The 15,742-nt window shown below is 39.2% G+C and carries 15 protein-coding genes and 2 pseudogenes; 2 read left to right on the top strand and 15 right to left on the bottom strand.

Going from position 1 to position 15,742, the window contains the following annotated elements; all coding sequences use genetic code 11:
* Positions 1-9: 9 nt before the first annotated feature.
* The 4 genes and pseudogenes from M9949_04195 to rnhA all read right to left on the bottom strand — a co-directional run bounded on the left by M9949_04195 (position 10) and on the right by rnhA (position 5,112).
* Positions 10-2,037, bottom strand: coding sequence for an oligopeptide transporter, OPT family (locus M9949_04195; GenBank protein ID MCO5250604.1), 2,028 nt, complete (start codon positions 2,035-2,037; stop codon positions 10-12).
* A 133-nt stretch (positions 2,038-2,170) separates the two neighbouring features.
* The gene (locus tag M9949_04190; GenBank protein MCO5250603.1) at positions 2,171-3,538 is read right to left on the bottom strand and encodes an MFS transporter; all 1,368 of its coding nucleotides are present in this window, start codon (positions 3,536-3,538) and stop codon (positions 2,171-2,173) included.
* A gap of 58 nt (positions 3,539-3,596) precedes the next feature.
* On the bottom strand, positions 3,597-4,481 hold the full coding sequence (locus M9949_04185) for a DUF1460 domain-containing protein (GenBank protein MCO5250602.1): 885 nt from the start codon (positions 4,479-4,481) through the stop codon (positions 3,597-3,599).
* Between the two features lie 178 nt (positions 4,482-4,659).
* A pseudogene (rnhA, locus tag M9949_04180) lies at positions 4,660-5,112 on the bottom strand (ribonuclease HI).
* Between the two features lie 117 nt (positions 5,113-5,229).
* Between rnhA and M9949_04175 the strand changes: the two are divergent.
* Both M9949_04175 and M9949_04170 read left to right on the top strand, forming a co-directional pair.
* Positions 5,230-5,661 (top strand): LexA family transcriptional regulator, encoded by a 432-nt coding sequence (locus M9949_04175; protein MCO5250601.1) that lies wholly within the window; start codon positions 5,230-5,232, stop codon positions 5,659-5,661.
* A 57-nt stretch (positions 5,662-5,718) separates the two neighbouring features.
* Positions 5,719-6,138 carry a hypothetical protein gene (locus tag M9949_04170; GenBank protein ID MCO5250600.1) on the top strand — a complete coding sequence of 140 codons (420 nt, stop codon included), beginning with the start codon at positions 5,719-5,721 and terminating at the stop codon, positions 6,136-6,138.
* Here M9949_04170 and mtaB read toward each other — a convergent pair.
* From mtaB to flgG, 11 genes and pseudogenes are all read right to left on the bottom strand, one after another.
* Entirely contained in the window at positions 6,135-7,430 is a 1,296-nt protein-coding gene (mtaB, locus tag M9949_04165; GenBank protein MCO5250599.1) for a tRNA (N(6)-L-threonylcarbamoyladenosine(37)-C(2))-methylthiotransferase MtaB, read from the bottom strand. The two genes, M9949_04170 and mtaB, sit on opposite strands and share 4 nt — an antisense overlap.
* 145 nt (positions 7,431-7,575) lie before the next feature.
* Entirely contained in the window at positions 7,576-8,430 is an 855-nt protein-coding gene (locus M9949_04160) for a MotA/TolQ/ExbB proton channel family protein (protein ID MCO5250598.1), read from the bottom strand.
* An 18-nt stretch (positions 8,431-8,448) separates the two neighbouring features.
* Positions 8,449-9,438, bottom strand: coding sequence for a hypothetical protein (locus M9949_04155; protein ID MCO5250597.1), 990 nt, complete (start codon positions 9,436-9,438; stop codon positions 8,449-8,451).
* A 2-nt stretch (positions 9,439-9,440) separates the two neighbouring features.
* Positions 9,441-10,880, bottom strand: coding sequence for a flagellar hook-associated protein FlgK (gene flgK, locus M9949_04150; protein ID MCO5250596.1), 1,440 nt, complete (start codon positions 10,878-10,880; stop codon positions 9,441-9,443).
* On the bottom strand, positions 10,880-11,227 hold the full coding sequence (locus M9949_04145; protein MCO5250595.1) for a four helix bundle protein: 348 nt from the start codon (positions 11,225-11,227) through the stop codon (positions 10,880-10,882). Before M9949_04145 ends, flgK begins: the two co-directional genes overlap by 1 nt.
* Positions 11,228-11,249: 22 nt before the next feature.
* The gene (locus M9949_04140) at positions 11,250-11,687 is read right to left on the bottom strand and encodes a flagellar protein FlgN (GenBank protein ID MCO5250594.1); all 438 of its coding nucleotides are present in this window, start codon (positions 11,685-11,687) and stop codon (positions 11,250-11,252) included.
* Between the two features lie 9 nt (positions 11,688-11,696).
* Positions 11,697-12,068 (bottom strand): annotated as a pseudogene (locus M9949_04135) (lytic transglycosylase domain-containing protein).
* A gap of 499 nt (positions 12,069-12,567) precedes the next feature.
* Entirely contained in the window at positions 12,568-13,665 is a 1,098-nt protein-coding gene (locus M9949_04130; protein MCO5250593.1) for a flagellar basal body P-ring protein FlgI, read from the bottom strand.
* Between the two features lie 6 nt (positions 13,666-13,671).
* The gene (locus M9949_04125; GenBank protein ID MCO5250592.1) at positions 13,672-14,244 is read right to left on the bottom strand and encodes a flagellar basal body L-ring protein FlgH; all 573 of its coding nucleotides are present in this window, start codon (positions 14,242-14,244) and stop codon (positions 13,672-13,674) included.
* A 5-nt stretch (positions 14,245-14,249) separates the two neighbouring features.
* The gene (flgA, locus tag M9949_04120) at positions 14,250-14,951 is read right to left on the bottom strand and encodes a flagellar basal body P-ring formation chaperone FlgA (protein ID MCO5250591.1); all 702 of its coding nucleotides are present in this window, start codon (positions 14,949-14,951) and stop codon (positions 14,250-14,252) included.
* A gap of 1 nt (position 14,952) precedes the next feature.
* Positions 14,953-15,741, bottom strand: coding sequence for a flagellar basal-body rod protein FlgG (gene flgG / locus M9949_04115; GenBank protein ID MCO5250590.1), 789 nt, complete (start codon positions 15,739-15,741; stop codon positions 14,953-14,955).
* Position 15,742 lies beyond the last annotated feature (1 nt).

The raw sequence follows: 15,742 nt of genomic DNA, 5'->3' as shown, positions 1-15,742 counted from the left end.
TGCCGGAAATTAATCGTTATCCGGCTTTGCGCGCATCGTCTCCCAAACGAAATAGACGACTAACAAAATGAACATCACCAAACCGAGAACTTCGGAACCAATCGCTCCTTCAGACCATAGTTTGGAGTTCAGGCTGAGATTAATCCAGCCAATGTTGTTCATGAATAGTATCAATGCTCCTAAAACGCCAAATAGTGCTGCACCTGCTATAAAGCCCGATGCAATCAATGTGCCGCGTTGGCTACGTGCGGTAGCGAGTTTTTCGTCCTTGCTACTCTTACCGATGTAGTGAGCCAACAAACCGCCGACTATTAGCGGTGTGTTCAAATCTAATGGAATAAACATACCCAATGCAAAGGCGAGAGGCGAGATTTTGAGCCAATTCACAAGAACTGCTATAATAGCACCTACGACAAATAGCATCCAATGAATTTCGGCGCCTTGCAACATCAATGGCTCAATCACTGCCGCCATAGCATTTGCTTGCGGTGCGACTAATGGGTCTGTGAAAACGTCAGTCTTTACAAAGCCATATGCTTGGCTCAAAATGTAAATTACCACGCCTACAGTCGCCGCTGAAACAAGAGTTCCCAAGAATTTCCATGATTCCTGCTTAGCCGGAGTGGAACCCAACCAATAGCCTATTTTCAAGTCTGTGATAAAACCACCCGCCATTGAAAGTGCTGTACAAACGATACCGCCGATAATCAGTGCACTAACCATGCCTTGAGGTCCTTGCAAACCAGCTTGAGCCAACACTATCGAAGAGACAATTAATGTCATCAGCGTCATACCCGAAACTGGATTCGTACCAACAATCGCGATTGCATTAGCTGCAACGGTTGTGAATAAGAAGGCGATAATCACTAATGTAGCCAAAGCAATCAATGCTTGGGTCATAGTGACAGATGTGCCCAACATTAAGAAAATGAAAATTGCAATAATTGTAAACAATGCTAAAAATATTACAAATGTCATTTTAATATCTTTTTGAGTCCTGAGAACAGCTTCTTCTTTGCCGTCTTTGCCACCAAATAGCCCAACAACGGCTAATTTGAAAGCACTGCCGATTACGCCCGACGATTTAATTATACCGATAACGCCTGCCATTGCAATTGCACCGATACCAATCGGGCGGACATATAATCTGAAAATATCTTCAGCGGACATTGCCGAGAAAAAGCCGACACCTTCGGGACCTGCAATAATATTGCCCATTGCATTCATTAGAGGAATCAAAACCAACCATGAAAGTAAAGAACCAACGACGATAATTGTCGCAAATTTGAGCCCAACAAGATACCCAAAACTGAATATAAGCGCCGACACGTTGAGTTTCATTACTATTTTTGCGTTGTCTGCCAAAGAGGCGCCAATCGGTAAAATTTTCGATGTCACAACTTCTGACCATAGCTTGACTGAATGGAACATGAAATCAAAAAGTCCACCGATAAGCCCGCTGACAATCAAGATACCGGCTTGTTTGCCACCGGATTCGCCCGTCATTAGGATTTCGGTTGTAGCTTTTGCTTCAGGGAATGGAAATTTGCCGTGCATGTCTTTGACAAAGTATTTTCGGAACGGAATCAGAAATAGTATTCCGAGGAAGCCGCCAAATAGCGACGAGAAAAATATTTGGAAGAAATTTACTTCAATTTCGGGATATTTATATTGCAAAATATACAAAGCGGGAATCGTGAAGATAGCACCCGCCACAATCACACCGGAGCTTGCACCGATTGATTGAATGATAACGTTTTGCCCAAGAGCTCCCTTCTTCTTGAAAAAAGATGATGCCCCGACGGCAATAATTGAGATTGGAATTGCGGCTTCGAAAACTTGTCCGATTTTCAAGCCCGAGAATGCAGCAGCAGCAGAAAAGATTACAGCCATCAACAAACCCATACCGACAGAATACGCAGTGACTTCGGGGAAAACTTGTCCCGCAGGCATTACAGGTTTGTACTCTTCGCCGGGATTTAGCTCACGGTAAGCGTTTTCAGGTAGTTCGCTTTTACCGGTGTTAACATGTTCCATAAAACTCCTTCATTTCTAACAAAAAATTAATTTATCAATATTGTTCATTACAAAAATATTAAATTAACTACATTGGAGTTATTAAACAAATGATTTGAAAAAGAAAATGAGGAAATTTATGACCTGAATCAGCTTATCTTAACGGTTGATTTTGGTAAATTCTTGAATGCAAATAAATTAGCAATGTGGAAAAGATTCCGATACCTAAGAAAATGTACCAAATTTTGTTGGGCGAATATAAGTCCCAAAGCATTGAAGTTGACTCTTGAATCGAAGTTTTGGTCAACATAACCACCTTATCCATAGCATTGGAATGTGTGATTTCGGTCATATCCACTTGTTGAGACTCCAAATACCGCATTGCAAGCGAGCTTTTCTCGCTATACTCATTATATAGATAGCCTCCAAGCAAGGAGCCACCCGCAAGACCAATCGCAAAAGAGATGTTGAGATAGCCCAAATATACCGAGCGACGTGATTTGGTGCCGAGCGATGCCATATATTCAAGGTATCGCGGATTTGTAATCATTTCGCCCAAAGTATAAATCAGCATCCCAAGCACTGCCATCGAACCAACTTGAGTCGCTCCCGACACAAATAGCCCAAGACTAGCGGTCGTTATTCCAAACATAATCGCATATCTAAGTTTCACACCGGACATCAGCCATGAAACCGTCACAACTCCAAGTACGATAAAACTCGAATTGAGCGTATAAAGCCATTTGAAATCAATCATAGTCCCGAGTGATGTCGTCATGAGCATATAATCCGGCAAATTTAATGCTATTGCCACTTGCGAAGTGTCCACCCAATCATAGATAAAATTGGGCAATGTTTCGTAAAACTGCATATAAATAATCGCAAAACCACCCATAATTATCACAAAACTCAAAATTTGAGGGCGTAAAACACCGATTAAAATTTCCTTAATTGTGATTGAAGGCTCGTTTTGAATTTTGTCTTTATCATCTTTAATAAAAAATAATAATGGAATAATAATTATTAAAATTGAGCCTGTCACGATAAAGAAAATTTGCCACGATATTTCTTCTAAATATTTCGATAGGGCAGGAGCAAAAAAGAATGCAACATTAATCAGCATAATATTTAATCCCCAGCCGATTGATGTGAATTTATCGCGCATCGAATTGGAAATTAATCCTTGCAAAGCAGGTTTGAAGCTACCCAACCCGATTCCTACAAAAACTGCTGCAGTCATAACTCCGGTAAATTCGCGTTGAAATGCAAATAAATAAAAGCCTATTATTGCAAAAAATATTGATATAAATATCATATTTTTTCTGCCAAACTTATCTGCCAAACCACCCGTCAGAACCGGTATTAAATTCTGCACTAATGCCCACACGAAAAAAATCATACCCTTCGTTGTGTGTTCCCAATGCAATCCGCCGACAATATCTTTTTGGGAAATATAAACTGCCATTTGCAAAACTAATGCCGAATATGCAAGTCGCTCAATCATTTGAATTAAATTAAGCAACCAAAATTCTTTGCTAAAACTGCGAATTTGAGTAAAAATATTTTGCATCGGCAATTTATTAATTAATTTCTAATGGTCGAACAATTGTAATTCCTGTAGCACTTTTACTCTTTTTGAGATATTCGGAAATTGGAGCATCAATAATTACTTTCTTTTGATTTGTGGACGCATGGAATAAATGCGCATCGCCATTTTCGGCTTTGCTGATAATCCCTGTATGCGAATAATCCAAGCCTTTTATCGAAGTTACAATGCAAATAATATCTGAATTTTGTAATTCATTTTCAATCAAATTAACATTATCTTTCGGAATAAAATAATGTTTGCGAGAATTAATTTCATCCTCGAATTTCTTAATTATTTTAACTAATTTAGGATTATTTTTCAAAGCTGCATATTTATCGGGATTTGCTGACATAAAGCCGACTTTTGGTTCAAACTTAATACCGCCCAATGACTTGGTAATATCTGTGACAACATTTTTCTTGACATTATCATGAATCCAATCCGAAGTATAATGCAAACGTGATTCATAGCCGTCAAGAATACCACCGCGATACCTGACAAAAGTCATTTCGTTCACTAAACTTTGGATGTCATAATTCCCTTTTTTGAATGAACGCGCCAGACAAAGCACAAGTTCGTAAAATGTGACACAATCAAGCCCCTCAAAATTAATCCTGCATAATTCTCCATCACCGCCTTCGAGCGTATTCCCCACGTAAGGAGTACCGATGAAGTGGTTTGCAATTTTGAACATCAATTCATTAATCGGAATATTTGTTTGATTTTCAAATTCACCGGCTAAATTCCAGAGTTTTTCGACGCCGATTACCGAGTAATCTTGATTTGCAAAAAGGGGAAAACGATTGCCCACCAACATGAGTGCAGACGCACCCAATATTGATTTTATAAAACCCCGTCGTGTATTTATCTCATTCATTTATAATCAATTTTAATTGTTCATTCAATTTTTTAACTTCTTTTCTGTCCAAAACTATCTCAATGCCACTCTTCTTAATGACGAAATTGTCATCTAAAGATATAACTTTGATTTCATCTTCATTTTTCGATTTAGCTTTCGTTGTAACTTTAGGTGGTTTGATTCCCTCATAAGCGTAATCCGGTGGCAAATTTGGCATCGAAGCCTCCGCTTTGCAAAGTTCGTCGCATCTTTCGTTCTCGGCTTGTCCTGCGTGACCTTTGACCCATTCAAACTTCACGTTTCGCCCTTTAACTGCTTCGAGCAGTTCTTTCCACAAGTCCTGATTGAGCACTTCCTTGTTGTCGCTTTTCCGCCAACCCTTTTTAATCCACGCCTGAAGCCATCTCTTATTGAAAGCATCGCAAATCAGTTTGGAATCCGTATGAATCGTTATGATATATTTCGGGTCGTTCTTCACCGCTTTCAGAGCTTCAATCGTAGCCTTCAGCTCCATCCGGTTGTTGGTCGTAAGGCGAAATCCTCCGCTGACTTCCTTGCGGCGGTTCTTGTGAATCAAAATAGCAGCATATCCACCCGGACCCGGATTGCCTAAACTCGACCCATCTGTATATATTATTACATTTTCCATATTTTCTTATGCGAAATTAAGAAATTTGTTTGTAATTTCGGCAAGAAAGATTATATTAGTCTTGGGGGAATTTAATATTTTGAACATTCTTTTTTTGAATAGCATAAAGAGGAGAATATGGAAGTGATTGAAATTTTTGGTTTCAAATTGAAAGAAAAGCAAAGAATCATGTTGCCATTCTTTGAAACATCGGTTGCGGCTGGGTTGCCGAATCCGATTGAAAGCGACAGTTGTGTCGAAATTGACCTCAACGAATACCTCGTTGACCATCCTGCATCTACATTTTTTGCGAAAGTTCGCGGATTGAACATGGTAACGCAAGGCATCCGCGATGGGGATATTTTAGTTGTGGATACTTCTATCGAGCCTGCGGAGCAGAAGATTGTGCTTGTCACTATCAATAGCTCGTTGACAGTAAAGATTTTTCGCGAAATTGATGGCGAAATCTTTCTTGAATCGCAAAATCATCAGTTTTTACCTGTAATGATGGAACCCTATCTGGAGTTCAAAATCATTGGCGTCGTGACAAAAATCATACACTCTTTATAAGCAAAATATTTTTCAATTTTGATGCTTCGATTACCGAAGTATTTATGGTTTGTACGAATGAAAGTAAACAAAATAGTAGAATTGAAAACGCAGTACAGTTTTGAAGCGCCTGTTTTTGATGCACATGGCAAAGCAGGCACTTCTCAATCTGCCGAACTGAAAAACAAGCTGGATTTGAACAGCTATTTGGCACCTTTCCCCGGAGAGACTTATTTAGTCAAGGTTTCGGGCGAAAGTATGATAAACGAAGGAATTTACGATGGCGATATTCTCGTTGTAAATAAAAAGGACAGGCCCGTGGACGGGAAGGTGGTCATCGCCTCATTGAACGGTGAAATGGCTGTCAAAACGTACCGCGACATCGGCGGTGTAATTTACCTTTTTTCGGCGAACGATAAATTTTTACCGATTGAAATTAAACCATTTTGGGAATTTGAGATTCAGGGAGTCGTCAAGCACGTGATTCATGCTGTCTAATCGTTGATTACACTCCCGAAAGCGTAATCTCCGTGGACTGATTCGACCATAACTTTGACAAAACTTTTTGCTAAGTTTTCGTCACCTTCAAATTTGACTCGGACGTAGTTTTCCGACCAACTTTTCCATGTTCTCGTGCTTTTATCGTAGGATTCGGGGATTACTGTCGCAATTTTCCCGACTCTGCTTGCATAAAATGAGCGCTGCTTGGCTTGTGATAGCTCGCGAAGTAGATTGGTGCGTTCTTTTCGGATATGAATAGGAACGACACCCTCGAAACTTGCTGCAGGTGTATTATCTCGTTCGGAATAGGTGAAAACGTGAAAATAGCTCGCAGGAAGCTCATCCAACAAATCATAAGTTTCGCGGAAATGTTCATCTGTTTCACCCGGAAAGCCGACTATGACATCAATTCCAAGTCCGCAATGGGGGATGTTTTCTTTAATTTTGTAAATCAAATCTTTGTAAAAGGATGCTTTGTAGCGGCGCTTCATATTCTTCAGAATCTCCTGCGAACCGCTTTGCAATGGAATATGAAAATGCGGACAAAATACGTCGGAAGCCGCTACAGCGCGCAAAATTCTGTCATTGAGCAAATTCGGCTCAATTGACGAAATCCTAATTCTCAAATCCGGCTTCATCGAATCCATCAATTCCACTACGTCTGCAAAAGTTTTGCCGTCCGGAGTGCTGTAATCCCCAAGATTAATCCCCGAAATCACCACTTCCTTATAGCCGGAAGCCACAATTTTATTAATTTGCTCAGGTATCAAAGCAAATGGAATACTTCTCGAACTACCGCGCGCATAGGGAATCGTGCAGAAAGTGCAAAAATAATCGCAACCATCCTGAAGCTTCAAAAAAGCACGAGTTCGTAGCTCATTATCGGTTGTGAGTGCGACGTCGAAGGGCAAATCCTCGATACACGAAACGTTTACCTGAGTTTGTTCTTTGCCGATTAGCTGATGCACGAGCGAGGGCACACGGAATTTCTCCCGTTGACCGAAGACTGCGTCCACACCTTCGATTTGCGATACTTCTTCGGGCTTTAGCTGAGCATAACAGCCCATCACACCCAAAAAAGCATTCGGCGATTGTCGTTTGGCGCGGCGAATGAGCTTTCGCGCTTCGACATCGGCATTATTAGTCACCGAACAGGTGTTTATCAAGATTATGTCGGCAGTGGTGCCAAATTCGGTTAACGAATAGCCCAACTGCTCAAACTTATCTTTGATAGCCGCTGTTTCGGCATAATTGACTTTGCAACCTAATGTATGTAACGCTACTTTCATTCAACTCATTCTTTTTCAATACAATTAAATGAAAACGTTTATCTTGTGATTTTATTCCTTTTATCTCTGCACCATCACGACTAAACTTCATTCATTATTTAAATGGATGATTCCCAGAGCATAGATTGAGAGAGTGAAATTCTTATTACTGCTTTTTAATCGTATTATCAACGATTGAATTGCCTGTGTCTGTGACTTTGTCAGGCGGAGGAATGTTGTAGATTTTGCGTCCTTTGTAAATCTGCTCCTGCTCTTCGAGTGGGAATGCAGAAATCAGTCTGGCACGAATAACTGTGGGAGTTTCGCCGGATTGAACAGCTTCAACGCCGTCCATCATCATTTGCAAAAGGTTAATTTCATTATCGTGAATCGTCCGCAGCTTGTCACCCAAAGGCAACCAGACTATGTTTGCCATTAAAATCCCCCACAAAGTAGCTATGAACGCTGTCCCAATGTGGCGAATCAAAAGATTCGGGTCCGAGCCGACTGATGCGAAAGACAGGATGAGTCCCATCACAGTCCCGATGATGCCCATAGTAGGGGAGTAGCCGCCTAATTTATTGAAAAATCCGATATTGACCATGTGGCGTTCGGAAATGTTATGGATTTCGTTGTTGGCTATTCGGTTGAAAGTGTCGGGCGTCGCACCGTCTATACATATTTCGAAGAATTTTTTCAGGTACGGATGTTTTGCATTTTTCAATTTTCCTTCTAATGCTAATATCCCGTCTCGCCGTGCTATTGCTGCATATTGGATGATTTGCTCTAAAATTTCTTTGAAATCATATACGGGTGGATTGAAAGCGATTTTAAATAATCTGGGCAATCTTTTTATCATCGCAAAATCATGCCCGGCAATGCCTGCGGCTAAGGTCCCGACGATGACTATGGTCATACCCGGAATCAGGAACAGCATATCTGGGGTGCCACCTTCGAAGAAGAATGAACCCAATATCGCTGCCAAACCGAGCAGAATTCCAAATAAAGTGCTACCTTTCATAAATCTAATGTAATCATTCTATCTGAGAAAATCAAATAAAGAATTTCGCATAATCGAACTTCCCACTTGGAGCGAGTATCTCAATGCAATTTCTTCCATCTGCAAATTGATGGCAGTACGGGCTACGTCAGTATCTTCCTTGATTGAGCGATATTCTTTCAATCTAATTGTCTCCGAAGTAGTTTGGTCAGCAATTAATTCGAGTCTGTTAATTTTAGCGCCATTTTCGCCATTTGCTTTGTCAATTTTTTCAGTATAGTCTGCTAATTTTTTTTGCAAAATATTTAATTTATCGAAATCATCAGTATTAATATTATCGAATTCTTGACGCGGAGTGCCATCAGCCTTGAATGCCAACAGATTATAAAGCTCGAGAATTGAGTCGAATAATTCAAAATCTTCGCCAAAAATATCATTTGCTTTTGTATTAATTATTTCGGTAGTTTTTCCGTCTTTATTAATTATTCTATCTTTAAAATTGCCATGAAAAACGAGTTCCATACCCGATGGATTCTCGGCAGTTGGCGGAACACTTTTTAATTCAAATGGTACTTTATTATTTTCCGGTGCTTCTGCTAATGATTCGGGTGTTGTTTTTGTCCCCGAAAATAAATATTTGCCGTTAAAATCAATATTGCTTTGTTTAACAATATCTTGCATTATTCCTTTGATGAAAACCGAGAGCGAATGTGCGTTGCCGGAGTTTCCTATTTGAGTGGCGTCCATAGCTAATTCTCTGATTTTGCGTACATTATCGGAAATAAATTCCAAGTTTTCTTCGACTGCTCTTAATTCACTTAATGAATCATGAATAATATTAAAATAATTATCATTTTGTGCTATTTTTGAAGAAAACATTTTCGCATCAACAAAATTTGTTGGATTATCCGAAAGCGACGTTATATCTTTTCCGGTCGAAAGTCTAATTTCCTCTTTGAATTTTCGGTTCTGAATCTCGTCCAAATTTCGTTGATAGGGTATAAATGTTGATTTATGTGTTACGCGCATTTTTACCTTCCTAAATTAACAATTGTGGCAAGTAATTCATTTGTAACCGAAACAATTCGCGATGAGGCTTCGAATGCTTTTTGATATTTAATTAAACTAATTGCTTCTTCATCGAGATTTACGCCCATAATTGATTCACGTTGCGAATTTAATTGGTCATTAATTAATCCCATTGTTTGGTAACCATTTTCGGCTTCGCGAGCCATTTGTCCGATTTTACCCAAAAACCCGTTGAAATATTCAATCGGATTAGCATTGTTGAAAAAATCAGGGGATTGTGCCAAGCGCGCAATTGCTTGTGCAATCGACGAATTGCCCGGCTCACCCGCACTATCTGATAGTGGAATGTCACGGGGATTATTTTTAATATCATCGGAAATTCGAATATTAAATGCGGTTAATTCCATATCGCCCGGGTCAAAAAATCGGCGCATTGGCGGAGCACCACTTGCATCATCCAAGCCATAACCGCCCATCATCATATCGTTCACTTTTTGGGCAAATACCCGAACGAAAGCATGAAAATCTTTTGCTTCCGAAAATTCATTTCCGCTATATTTATCATTCATTTTGACATTATAAATCTGCAAGTTAGCGTTAATTTCGCCGCCTTGAGGAGTAATGTCGGTTTCGAGATTTTTCTCATTATCAAATTTGAATAATCTTACAGTTTGTTCGCCAGTGACATCATTAACAACTATCGAAGCTCGGAGCTCTTTGCTGCTTGTGGAAGTCACCAAATCTATCCCATTGACAAAGACATTGACCGTCCCGTCCTCATTTTTGCCAACATTTATATCAATATATTTGGATAATTCCTCGAGCAAATTCTCTCTCGTGTCAATATACGTCAAAGCCGAATTAGCAGAATCAGTGCCACTCCCGGCGATTTGTTTGTTGATTTCGGTGATTTGTGTCGTCAGACGATTGATTTCGGTAAGATTGGAATTGACCTTTGATAATGCTTCGTTTCGCAAATCTTGCATTCCGTAAGCGATTCTATTAATCCTGTCCGTCAAAGTCTGAGACTGCGTAGTCAGGTAGCTGCGTAAAGAAATGTTCTCGGGTTTGAGAGCCATTTCATCGAAAGTTTTGAAGAAATTTGTAATCAAATCGGCAACGCCATTATCGCCGGGTTCAGCCAAAACGGTTTCGACACGCCTGTAAAAACTTGCTTGGGTGCCGTAGTTAGTGAGTCGAGCCATAGAGTTACGCACTTCACGGTCGTAGTAAGATTCGCGAAAAGACTGCAATTTGTCGAACAAAACACCGGTACCGAGATAGTTTCCGTTGATTTTGAGCGGGTTTGTTTCCTTCAAAATGGCGGCACGACGAGAATAGCCCGGAGTGTTAACATTCGCAATATTATTGCTTGTTACATCAAGCCCCAGGCGTTGGGCTAATAAAGCCCGTTTGCCAATTTCGAGGGAAGAAAAACTCATTAATTAAGGCTTCCGCTGTTTACCATCAGACTTTCAGTAATATTGTCAATTTTGCTTATCGCTTCGGAATAGTCGGCATATTTGATTTTTTGCAGTAATTCAAGATAGTCCTTGCATTCCTGCAAATTGCCAACTATTTCGATAAAACCGCGAATCTTGGCGATTTTAGTCTCTTTTTCAAAGCTCAAAGCCATTTGTTCGGGCAGTACTTCAATTATTTTACCCATTCGCGTTTGTAGCTGGTACAGTTCGCAATCGGGCATCGAAAATATGATAGACTCGATTTGTTGCTTCAAATCGTATGCTTTTTCAATCATACTTCTGTTTAAACCTTGACTTACACTCATATCCATATCCATAATAAAAAAATTATACTCTGACATTACATACATTATTTGTGCCATTTGTGAGTATATCAATCATTTCCTTCACAGAATGCCTTGCACGATTGGTCAGCACACGGTTGCTTGTGTTGATTGAATGTAATTCAGCAATTAGTAAATCCATGCTATCTTTAAGGTTCTCAATTTCTTGGGCTTCGTTTTTGTTGCACATCTTAGCAAGTTCACTTAGCTTTATTTGGGCAGCTTTCTGTTTGGTTATTTTTAGCCAATTGGCGATAATCGTCAAACGATTGTCTTCCGCTTTTCGCAAATTTCCCGAAATTTCATCCTGAAGTGAAGTGATGTCATTTATATCTTCGAGCTTCATTTTTACTAAGGCGTTTTGCTGCCGTTCAGCTAAATTGAACAAATCCTTGAGGAGTTGTTCCTCGTATTTAAGATAAGTGATTAATTTTGAAAGCATAATTGTTGCCTAAAATTGTTTTAAGTATTTATTCACTTTTCGTATGTAATTTTCAGTTTCCTTGAAAGGAGGTATGCCATTGTATTTTTCTACATTTCCGGGTCCGGCATTGTAAGCAGCTAAAGCCAGATTTGTGTCATTATTGAATTTATCTAACATTTGTCGCAAATACCGTGCACCACCCATAATATTTTCTTCAGGGTCGTAGGAATTCGACACGCCCAAATCCCGAGCGGTTCCATCCATCAATTGCATAAGTCCTTTTGCTCCGACATGAGATTTTGCATTTACCTGTCCGGCGGATTCAGCAGTAATGACAGATTTAATCAAGCTTTTATCAAGATTGAACTTATCTGAAGCATTATTGATAATTTCATCGAATTGATTTAATCTTTGTTTTACTCGATTTAAAAAGCTTCCGCCAATTTCATTAGTTGTCTCAACTGCTTTAGAACTAAGTGGTATAGTCACATTTACCGAATTAATTTGATTTAGTTCAGCCGGAACTGATTGTTCAATAATATTTTTAGTTGGAATTTCTTCGTTTGTAAAAAATTTGTAAACTTGCTCTGCGATACCGATTCCTTTGCCCGTCGAAGATACTTTATCAGTCAGCATCAAATAGGAATAATCCATCAAAATATCGCTGCCAAAACCATCATCGCTTTCGTCATCAAGTTGAGCATTGCGGATTTCTTTAAACATCATATTCATAAATATGGCTTCAAAACCGCGGGCGGCTTTTTCCAGACCAAGCTTGTCAGATTCGGTTAAAATTATTTTTGCCGAAGAACGCACACGATTTTTCAACTCATTAATTTGACTTTCGTAAATCTTGCTTGGGTCAACTTTATCAATATTTAATTTGAAATCTTCCATATTATTGAATAATTAATTCTCCTTGTAAGGAACCTGATTCTTTCAGAGCTTGAAAAATTGATATTAAATCGCGTGGATTAACTTGCAATAAATTCAAAGCATTAGCAATATCTTGAACAGTAGGACCTTGCACGACTAAAGTGCGAGATTCTCTAAGTTCTTCGCGTGTGGTAATTTCCGCTGTTTCGGCAATTTGCGGTGGTCTAATCGTAAATGGTGCAGGTTGAGGAACTATAACTTGTTTTTGTATTGAAATTTCGAGCCCTGCATGAGCAATCACAGCGGGGAGTAATTCAACATTTCCACCGACAACGACTGTGCCTGTTCTTTCATTTATTACAACTCTTGCAATTGGGTCGCTAATTACATTAATTACTTCAATTTGAGCAATTAATTCCATTGCCTGATTATTGTTAGTTCCTGCGGGTAAGGTGACTTCCACAGTTCCGGCATCAAAAATTTGTGCCGAATTAGCGAGCCCTGCCACAGAATTAACAGCTTGCGAAATTCGTGATGCAGTCGTGAAATCCGGCTCACGTAAACTAATTCTTATTTTATTATCAATAATTATTTCACGATTAAAACTAATTTCCAGAAATAATCCGTTTGGAACGCGTCCTGTTGTCGAGATATTTTTTCCTAATCTCGAGCCCAGAGCGTTGAAATCGTATCCACCAACTGAGAGCGAACCTTGAGCCATCCCGACAATCGTGCCGTCGGCAGTAGATAGGGGAGTCATCAGCAAAACTCCACCTTGCAATGAATTCGCATCGCCAATTGATGACACAACTACGTCAACTTTGCTGCCTGCTTTCATAAATGCGGGAATTGTTGCCGTCACCATCACAGCCGCTACATTTCTAATTCTTGGGTTTCTTTCGGGAACTGTCAATCCAAATCGTTTCAGCATATTTGAAACTGATTGCACGGTATATGTAGTTTGTTGATTATCGCCGCTTTGGTTCAATCCCGAAACTAAGCCATAACCGACTACTTGCACACCACTTACACCTTCGATTACTGCAATATCTTTAATTCTTGCACCAAATAAATTCGTTGCAATTAAAAAGAATATTATTATTATATTTATTTTTAACATTTTATTTTAGAATAATATTCTTAAAAATTTGGTTAAAAGTCCGGGTTCTTGAATTTCAGAAACGCTACCATCACCTTCGATTAGTAAAGTCAGTTCGAGAATTGAATAGGAAAAAACCGAATTATCAGGACGAACATCTACGGGTCGAACAATTCCTTTAATTACAACAGTTTGCGTCTCGCCGTTTACTTTTGTGGTGCGAGTTCCTTCTATTCGTAAATTACCGTTTTCGACTACTTCAACCACTTTAGCGCTCAAACGTGACCTGATTTTTTCATTTCGCGAAGTTTGCCCACGTCCTTGATGACCTGTGCCGGTGCCAAATGAACCACCCATGGTATTATTTCCCGAGCCTGTGTTATATCCTAAATTGGCATTTACGCTCGTGGAGCGGTCGTTTTGTGTTTTCGCTGAGTTATCCGCCTGAGTATCTTCGATAATCAGCACCATAATCGCGTCACCTTCACGGAATGCTTTCACATCCGAAAATAATGAGCGAGAACTGTTTTGAATAAATTGACTATAAGCATTCACATTGAACGCTAATAAAATAATTACAAAATATAAAATCTTTTTCATTTTAATCACCTTTTTGATAAACTGTTGGCATCTAAATAAACATTTCCGTCATCGCCTACAATCCCTGTTAATGTGCCGCCACTGTCTCTTTTTATTCGTATTTGTTGTCCCACAATTCCGTCTTGTAATGCTGTCCCCATAGTTCTAATTCTAACTGCACCCGAATTAACAATTATATTAACTTTTTCACTTCGTTTAATAATAGTTTCTGCTGCCAATAATGTATTATTAATTATAGTACCTTTTGAGATATTTCTCGAAGCTTGTTTGCCAATTAATTGCTTAATATCTGTAATATTTACGGAACAATTATTATCGGAAATTATTGTTTTATATGTAAAATCAGATTCTGAAAATGTTTGCCCCACCGGAATTGTTTTATCGGCTACTAAAGCATTTATTTCATATTTAATCCGAACGGAATAATCCAAAAATTTTACTATTCTATCATCATTTCTGAATTTTATCATAACGCGATTCAATCCGCAATCTTGAATATCAGCATTTAATTCTGCATGAATTCCGGTTTCGGGGAAAGAAATATCGCTGATATTTTGAAGGATATCAACTTCGGCAATTGCTGTATTTGATGTCATAATATGATTAATAATTGCCTCTTTCAATCGTTCAGCCGAAAAGCTTGATTGCGAATATGTATTTATATTCGTTGCGATAATTAATAATATTATATATATAATTCTACTCATTTTATCTCTTCAAATTAACTGCAGTTGCAAGAATTTCATCGGCAGTGCGCACTGATTTCGAATTCAATTCATATGCTCTTTGAGCATTTATCATATTTACCATTTCTTCAACTATGTCCACATTCGATGCTTCAAGATGAGATTGAATAATTTCACCTGTATTAATGGAAGCAGGTTGCTCAAAAATAGCAGCACCTGAGGCAGGAGTTTCAGCGTAAAGATTATTACCCATCGAACGCAAACCACCCGGATTAATAAATCGTGCAAGCTCTAATTGTCCCAAAACTTGTTCATCAGTAGCGCCCTCAAGCAGCATACTCACAACACCATCACGTGAAATCATTATTTCGAGTGCGTCATTCGGAATCGAAAAACCCGGCTCTAAAAGATAACCTTGACTTGTTGTGATTTCGCCGTTACGATTTAGCTGAAACGAACCGTCGCGTGTAAAGCTATAGGTGCTGTCGGGCTTGCGAATTATGAAAAATCCCTCACCGCTAATAGCCAAATCGAGTGGATTATTAGTCTGTGAAATATCTCCTTGTCTGAAAATCTTTTTCGTTGCAACGAGTTCGGTACCCGAGCCAATTTGGACTTCATTCAGAGGTTCAACTCCTGAACGAGCTACATTACCGGCTGGTCTGAGTGTTTCGTACAACAAATCTTGGAATTCGGGTCTAACTTTCTTGTAACCCGTTGTGTTGACATTCGATAAGTTGTTCGAGATGATTTCTACATATCTCTGCTGGGCTGTCAAGCCCGTAGCTGCTGTTCTTAACGTTTTATCCATT

The sequence above is a fragment of the Candidatus Kapaibacterium sp. genome (genome assembly GCA_023957315.1).
Classification (GTDB): Bacteria; Bacteroidota; Ignavibacteria; order Kapaibacteriales; family UBA2268; genus PGYU01.
The sequence above is the reverse complement of the archived record's forward strand: the minus strand, read 5'-3'. Positions and strand labels throughout refer to the sequence as shown.

Coding starts and splice junctions, on each gene's coding strand:
- M9949_04195 (MCO5250604.1), bottom strand. CDS start 2,037: ATGGAACATGTTAACACCGGTAAAAGCGAACTACCTGAAAACGCTTAC.
- M9949_04185 (MCO5250602.1), bottom strand. CDS start 4,481: ATGAATGAGATAAATACACGACGGGGTTTTATAAAATCAATATTGGGT.
- M9949_04175 (MCO5250601.1), top strand. CDS start 5,230: ATGGAAGTGATTGAAATTTTTGGTTTCAAATTGAAAGAAAAGCAAAGA.
- M9949_04170 (MCO5250600.1), top strand. CDS start 5,719: ATGAAAGTAAACAAAATAGTAGAATTGAAAACGCAGTACAGTTTTGAA.
- mtaB (MCO5250599.1), bottom strand. CDS start 7,430: ATGAAAGTAGCGTTACATACATTAGGTTGCAAAGTCAATTATGCCGAA.
- M9949_04160 (MCO5250598.1), bottom strand. CDS start 8,430: ATGAAAGGTAGCACTTTATTTGGAATTCTGCTCGGTTTGGCAGCGATA.
- M9949_04155 (MCO5250597.1), bottom strand. CDS start 9,438: ATGCGCGTAACACATAAATCAACATTTATACCCTATCAACGAAATTTG.
- flgK (MCO5250596.1), bottom strand. CDS start 10,880: ATGAGTTTTTCTTCCCTCGAAATTGGCAAACGGGCTTTATTAGCCCAA.
- M9949_04145 (MCO5250595.1), bottom strand. CDS start 11,227: ATGAGTGTAAGTCAAGGTTTAAACAGAAGTATGATTGAAAAAGCATAC.
- M9949_04140 (MCO5250594.1), bottom strand. CDS start 11,687: ATGCTTTCAAAATTAATCACTTATCTTAAATACGAGGAACAACTCCTC.
- M9949_04130 (MCO5250593.1), bottom strand. CDS start 13,665: ATGTTAAAAATAAATATAATAATAATATTCTTTTTAATTGCAACGAAT.
- M9949_04125 (MCO5250592.1), bottom strand. CDS start 14,244: ATGAAAAAGATTTTATATTTTGTAATTATTTTATTAGCGTTCAATGTG.
- flgA (MCO5250591.1), bottom strand. CDS start 14,951: ATGAGTAGAATTATATATATAATATTATTAATTATCGCAACGAATATA.
- flgG (MCO5250590.1), bottom strand. CDS start 15,741: ATGGATAAAACGTTAAGAACAGCAGCTACGGGCTTGACAGCCCAGCAG.